Consider the following 5,064-nt stretch of genomic DNA (forward strand, 5'->3'; position numbering starts at 1 on the left):
GGTGGGGGGCGGCGCGCTGGGAGTGGCGCACAAGGGGCAGTCCATGCCCATCGCGCCCATTTCGACGGTGCCGTCGTCGGTCTGCACCAGCAGCTTGATGGCGCCGGTGCCCGAGCAGATCACCTCAAAGGCCTGGGGGTGCACCAGTGGCGATGCAATGGCCACCCCCATCGACGCCACGAACCATGCGAGCACCCACAGGCGCAGCGCAGAGAAGGTTCGGAGGGCGGTCATGGGGCGCGATGATAGCGGCTGCCATCGTGGCCGGAATCAAGCGGCGCAGAGCCTATAGATTGTTTTGCTATACAAATAATAGCTATTGGCGCATGATTCACTAGCGCTTGCGGTCGCTGTGGCTGAAAAACCGTTGGTGAATGACCTGTGCGGTGTCCGTGCGCGCAGCGCGGTGCAGGCGCCTGGCCCCGCCACTCCGGGGCTGGAGTGGCGTCGCGGGCGCAGGCTTGTGTCGCGTCCGCCTCAGGCCTGCGTGTACGCGGTTTTCACCGTGGTGTAGAACTCTGCCGCGTAGCGCCCCTGCTCGCGCGGGCCGTAGCTGCTGCTCTTGCGGCCGCCGAACGGCACGTGGTAGTCCACGCCCGCTGTGGGCAGGTTCACCATCACCATGCCGGCCTGGGCGTGGCGCTTGAAGTGCGTGGCGTGCTTGAGGCTGGTGGTGGCAATGCCGCTGGCCAGACCGAAGGGCGTGTCATTGGCCAGGGCCAGCGCCTCTTCGTAGTTTTTGGCGCGCAACACGCTCACCACGGGGCCGAAGATTTCTTCGCGGTTGATGCGCATGCCGGGCGTGGTCTCTGTGAACAGGGCGGGGCGCAGGTAGTAGCCTGGGGCGCCGTCGGCGTTCTTCTCCAGTGCTTCGCCGCCAAAGGCCAGCTTGGCGCCTTCCTGCTGGCCGATGCCGATGTATTCCAGGTCTTGTGCGAGCTGGCGGTCGTCCACCACGGGGCCGATGTCGGTGCCGGTCTTGCGGGCGTCATCCACCTTCAGGGTCTTCATCTTCTCGACCATGGCGGCCACGAAGCGGTCGTGGATGCCTTCGGTCACGATCACGCGGCTGCTGGCGGTGCAGCGCTGGCCGGTGGAGAAGAAGCCGCTGTTGATGGCCGCGCCCACGGCCACGTTCAGGTCCGCGTCGTCCAGCACCACAAACGGGTTCTTGCCGCCCATCTCCAGCTGCACCTTGGCGCCACGTGGCACGCAGGCCGCTGCCACGCGCTGACCGGTGCCGACCGAGCCGGTAAAGCTCACGCCCGCAATGCGCTCGTCTTCGAGCAGCACTGCGCCCACGTCCGAACCCCGGCCCATCACCAGGTTGAACACACCAGCGGGCAGGCCCGCACGGTGCAGGATGTCAGCCAGCGCCCAGGCAGAGCCGGGCACCACCTCGGCGGGCTTGAACACCACCGTGTTGCCGTAGGCCAATGCGGGCGCGATCTTCCAGGCCGGGATGGCGATGGGGAAGTTCCACGGCGTGATGATGCCGATGGTGCCCAGCGGCTCGCGCGTGATCTCAATGCCCACGCCAGGGCGCACGGACGGGATCATCTCGCCACCGGGGCGCAGCGCCTCGCCCGCAAAGAACTTGAAGATGGCGGCGGCGCGGCCCACTTCGCCAATCGCTTCGGGCAGGGTCTTGCCTTCTTCGCGGGCCAGCAGGTCGCCCAGCTCGGCCTTGCGGGCGATGATCTCGTTGCCCACCGCGTCCAGGATGTCAAAGCGCTGCTGGGGCGTGGACAGGCTCCATGCCGGAAAGGCCGCGTGCGCTGCGGCCACAGCCTCCAGCGCCTGCTCGCGGCTGGCCACGGCGTAGTCGCCGATCACGTCGCGCGTGTCGGAGGGGTTGGTGTTCTGGTACGTGCGGACGCCTTCGGTCCAGTTGCCGGCGATCAGGTTTGCGTGCATGGCGGTGGTGGTGTGAAAGGGTGGGTGGTTGAAAAAATTCGAATCACAGCCCCGGTGCCGTGATCGCGTGGCCAGGAGCGCTGGCCGCCACAGGGGCTGCCCATTCAGGCAAGGCCGTACGCCATGGCATGGCCGCTGCGGATTTATTGTTGTATGTCATCGTACAACATAAGTGCATTTTTGGGCACCCCGGGTAACTACTCATGGGATCACTTCCTGCCGCCTGGGCCCGCCGGGTGCCTCAGACCCGCAGGGCGACAGGTCGGCGCATGGGGTGGGGCGCATCGACACGACCCCTCGCCTTCAGCCAGCCTCGGCCTGTGCACGCCGCCGGCGTTCACGGCTGTTGGCCAGGTGGGTGCGCATGGCCGCGCGGGCGGCGTCGGGGTCCTGGCCGACGATGGCGTCGTAGATGCTTTCGTGCTCGCCATTCACGCGGCGCAGGTACTGCCTGCGCTCGTCATTGGGGGCCTCCACCGAATCCAGCCGGGCGCGCGGAATGATCATGCTGCCCAGCGTGCCCATCAGCTCGGCAAAGTGGCTGTTCTGCGTGGCGCGCGCGATCTCCAGGTGGAACTGAAAGTCCGCCGCCACCGCGTCGCGCCCGGCGTCCACGGCCGCCGCCACGGTGTCCAGCGCCTCGCGCATGGTCTTGAGGTTGGCGGGCGTGCGGCGCTGCGCGGCCAGCGCGGCGGCCTCGGTTTCTACGCCGATGCGCAGTTCCAGCACCGCAATCACGTCACGCAGGGTGCTGAACTGGTCGGGCGTGATCTTGAAGCCCGGGGCCTGCCCAAGGCCCAGCACAAACGTGCCGATGCCATGCCGTGTCTCCACCAGGCCCGACGCCTGCAGCTTGGAAATGGCCTCGCGCACCACCGTGCGGCTGACGTTGAACTCGGCCATGATCGCGGCCTCTGTGGGCAGCTTGTCGCCCAGTGCCAGGCGCCCGTCGCGGATGCGGTCACCCAGGGAGTCCACCAGCTCCAGGGCCAGGGTGCGGGGCTTGCGGCGTGGGGCGATGTCGATGCTCATGTCTCGGTGTTATCCCTATGTGTTGGACGGGTTGAAAGGAGTACATTGCCTCCTCGTTGTATGACAACTGATGACGTTCAACCGCTTGTAACGCCACTGTACCAAGAACCTCCGCAAAAGCCATGCCCTGTCACCCGACGCCGATCCGTTTTCAACGCTTGTTATTGACCGGGGCCGCCGGGGGGCTGGGGCGTGAATTGCGCACGCGCCTGAAGGCGTACTGCACCACCTTGCGCCTGTCCGACATCGCCGACCTGGGCAGCGAGGCGCCGGGCGAAGAGTTGCGCCCTGCGCGCTTGGAAGACGCCAGCGCCATGCTGCCGCTGCTGGATGGGGTGGACGCTGTGGTGCACCTGGGCGGCGTGTCCACCGAGCAGCCCTGGGACCCCATCCTGCAGGCCAACATCGTGGGGGCATACAACCTCTATGAGGCCGTTCGCAAGCAAGGCGTCAAGCGCGTGGTGTTTGCCAGCTCCAACCATGTGACCGGCTTTTACCGCCAGGACGAAGTGGTGGGCCTGCGCGACCCGGCACGGCCCGATGGCCTGTATGGCCTGTCCAAGGCGTTTGGCGAGGACCTTTCGCGCTTCTACTTTGACCGCTACGGCATCGAAACCGTGTGCCTGCGCATTGGATCCTCCTTCCCCGAGCCGCGCAACCGCCGCATGCTGGCCACCTGGATGAGCTACGACGACCTGGAGCGCCTGGTCGTGGCCAGCCTCACAGCGCCGGTGGTGGGCCACAGCATCATCTATGGCATGGGCGACAACACCACCACCTGGTGGGACAACGCACTCGCCCGCCACATCGGCTACCGCCCGCAGGACAGCTCCGAGCCCTTCCGCGCCAAGGTGGAGGCCGCAGACCCGCAGCCCGATCTGACGGATCCGGCCGTGATCTACCAGGGCGGGCCGTTTGTGCGCACCGGTCCGTTCGAGTGAGTGGGTCCATGGAACTCCTGTTGCCTCACCACCAGGACCAGGTGGGCGAAAGCCCGCTGTGGAGCACTGCCGAGCAGGCGCTGTACTGGGTGGACATCGAAGGCCACGCACTGCGCCGCCTGCGCTGGGCCGACCGGCAACTGATGAGCTGGACGACGCCGGAGCAGCTGGCCTGCATTGCGCTGCATGCCAGCGGCGGGCTCATCGCTGGCATGGACACGGGCATCTTTCACCTGCAGCCTGCCGATGACGGCACCCTGGCCTGCACCCTCATCTCTGCCGTGCAGCACCCGCAAGCTGGCATGCGCTTCAACGACGGGCGCTGTGACCGCCAGGGGCGCTTCTGGGCCGGCACCATGGTGCGCGACATGTCGCTGGCGCAACCCGCTGGCGGCCTGTACCGGCAGGACGCGCGCGGCCTCTCAACGCCGCTGATCGAAGGCCTGGTCACCCAGAACGGCCTGGCGTTCAGCCCCGATGGCGCCACCATGTACCTCAGCGACAGCCACCCCAGCGTGCAAAAGATCTGGTCGCTGGACCTGCACGAAGACGGCAGCCTGGGGCCGCGCCGTCTGTTGGTGGATATGCGCGAGCTGCCCGGCCGGCCGGACGGTGCGGCCATCGACACCGATGGCTGCTACTGGATCTGCGCCAACGACGCTGGCATGGTGCATCGCTTCACCCCATCGGGCGTGCTGGACCGCTCGCTGGCCGTGCCAGTCAGCAAGCCCTCGATGTGCAGTTTTGGCGGGCCCGACATGGACCTGCTTTTCATCACCTCCATCCGCCCCGGCCAGCCGCAGGGCAACGATGTAGCCCATGGCGGCGCGGTCTTCGTGACCCGCCCGGGCGCCCAAGGGCTCGCAGAGGCCCCGTACCCGCCCGCCTGAGCGCGGCACCCCAACCCCATTCAACCCAGGAGACAAAGCACCATGAACGTTCCACACCTCTTTGGCCGCGTGGCCATCGCCGCTGGCATCTTGCTCGGCAGCCTGGCCGCGCAGGCCACCGAGTTCCGCTCGTCGGACATCCACCCCGAGGACTACCCCACCGTGCTCGCCGTGCGCCACATGGGCGAGACGCTGTCCAAGGCCACCGGTGGCAAGCACAGCATCAAGGTCTACGCCAAGGGGTCGCTTGGCATCGAGAAGGACACCATCGAGCAGACCAAGCT

At 67.0% G+C, this 5,064-nt stretch carries 5 protein-coding genes and 1 pseudogene; 3 read left to right on the forward strand and 3 right to left on the reverse strand.

Going from position 1 to position 5,064, the window contains the following annotated elements:
- The 3 genes from DBR23_RS19280 to DBR23_RS19290 all read right to left on the reverse strand — a co-directional run.
- The coding region (locus tag DBR23_RS19280; protein ID WP_108499277.1) for a hypothetical protein at window positions 1-234 on the reverse strand (234 nt) is incomplete at its 3' end.
- A gap of 243 nt (window positions 235-477) precedes the next feature.
- A complete protein-coding gene (locus DBR23_RS19285; protein ID WP_108499278.1) occupies window positions 478-1,917 on the reverse strand; it encodes an aldehyde dehydrogenase family protein in 1,440 nt (479 codons plus the stop codon).
- Between the two features lie 303 nt (window positions 1,918-2,220).
- Complete coding sequence (locus tag DBR23_RS19290) at window positions 2,221-2,949, reverse strand: FadR/GntR family transcriptional regulator (RefSeq protein ID WP_056066183.1); 729 nt, start codon at window positions 2,947-2,949, stop codon at window positions 2,221-2,223.
- A 122-nt stretch (window positions 2,950-3,071) separates the two neighbouring features.
- Between DBR23_RS19290 and DBR23_RS19295 the strand changes: the two genes are divergently transcribed.
- The 3 genes and pseudogenes from DBR23_RS19295 to DBR23_RS19305 all read left to right on the forward strand — a co-directional run.
- Window positions 3,072-3,890, forward strand: coding sequence for an NAD(P)-dependent oxidoreductase (locus tag DBR23_RS19295; RefSeq protein ID WP_108499279.1), 819 nt, complete (start codon window positions 3,072-3,074; stop codon window positions 3,888-3,890).
- A gap of 8 nt (window positions 3,891-3,898) precedes the next feature.
- Window positions 3,899-4,780: an SMP-30/gluconolactonase/LRE family protein gene (locus DBR23_RS19300; protein WP_108499280.1), complete on the forward strand. Its 882-nt coding sequence runs from the start codon at window positions 3,899-3,901 to the stop codon at window positions 4,778-4,780.
- A 42-nt stretch (window positions 4,781-4,822) separates the two neighbouring features.
- Window positions 4,823-5,064 (forward strand): annotated as a pseudogene (locus tag DBR23_RS19305) (TRAP transporter substrate-binding protein); the annotation flags it as partial.

The organism is Acidovorax sp. HMWF018 (genome assembly GCF_003061035.1).
In the GTDB taxonomy this organism is placed as follows: domain Bacteria; phylum Pseudomonadota; class Gammaproteobacteria; order Burkholderiales; family Burkholderiaceae_C; genus Acidovorax; species Acidovorax delafieldii.